Below are 980 nucleotides of genomic sequence, written 5' to 3' on the forward strand. Positions count from 1 at the left end.
AAGGTTAATTCTGGTAAAGTGATTGATAATAAAGGGCCTGTCCCATCGAAGCGTCGCCGCCGTCAGCCTAGTACCGATAATGTCTAATATGAATAACGATACGGGCAACGCCCATTGGGTAACTTCCTATGTAGGCTTGGGTGGCAATCTGGCTAATGAATTAGGTTCACCTATAGAGCATTTACATCAAGCACTTGCAGTGATGCGAGAGCATGAGCAAGTACGTGACGTTCGTGTTTCTTCATTCTACGCCTCAGCGCCGATGGGACCACAAGATCAGCCCGACTTTGTCAATGCAGTGGCGGGTTTTGAGACGATGTTGACCCCTTTTGCGTTGCTTGCATTTTGCCAGCAGCTAGAAGAGCAAGCTAAGCGTGCACGCATACGACGTTGGGGTGAACGTAGCCTTGATGTCGATATTTTATTATATGGTGAAGCGCAAATTGCAGAGCCGCAATTAACCATACCGCATGCTGGACTGCTTGAACGTAATTTTGTCTTAATACCGCTACGAGAGCTAGCTCCAGAGCTAGTAGTTGCCGGCAAGTCGATAGATGTTTATCCACAAAGTAAAGATTGGACAGATTTAAAGCTACTATAGTTAATTTATTATTGAATTGAATCAACTATAAAGTAAATATAGCGCTATTGGGATAAATTTTGCGCAGCCTCTGTCTGCGTAGGCACAGCAAGTAAGGAAAAATTATCCCAATAGCGCATCACAATTTTTGTGCTTTTTTTGTTTAGGATGACTATATATTAAGAAATTGCTAAGTTTTTTGATCACAAGCAGAATAACAATTACTAATAAGTTAAAAGCATTGCAGATTAATCGAGGGTCATATGACGACGTTATCTACGTTAAATAAGTTTAAAAAAGACGGTACCAAGTTCACGTGTCTGACGTGTTATGACTCAATGTTTGCACGCATGATGGATAAGGTGCAGATTGATACTATCTTAATAGGAGATAGTTTGGG

At 41.4% G+C, this 980-nt stretch carries 2 protein-coding genes; both read left to right on the top strand.

Translation table 11 applies throughout. The annotated features are described in order from the left end of the window. The first annotated feature begins 88 nt into the window (after window positions 1–88). Window positions 89–601: a 2-amino-4-hydroxy-6-hydroxymethyldihydropteridine diphosphokinase gene (gene folK, locus ACS8FD_RS17200; RefSeq protein ID WP_439276743.1), complete on the top strand. Its 513-nt coding sequence runs from the start codon at window positions 89–91 to the stop codon at window positions 599–601. A 242-nt stretch (window positions 602–843) separates the two neighbouring features. Beyond that, the coding region (locus ACS8FD_RS17205) for a 3-methyl-2-oxobutanoate hydroxymethyltransferase (protein ID WP_439276744.1) at window positions 844–980 on the top strand (137 nt) is incomplete at its 3' end.

It is taken from the genome of Psychrobacter sp. 1U2 (genome assembly GCF_051847575.1).

Bases quoted from the DNA above. Each gene is read 5' to 3' on its own strand.
- folK (WP_439276743.1), top strand. From the start codon at position 89: ATGAATAACGATACGGGCAACGCCCATTGGGTAACTTCCTATGTAGGC.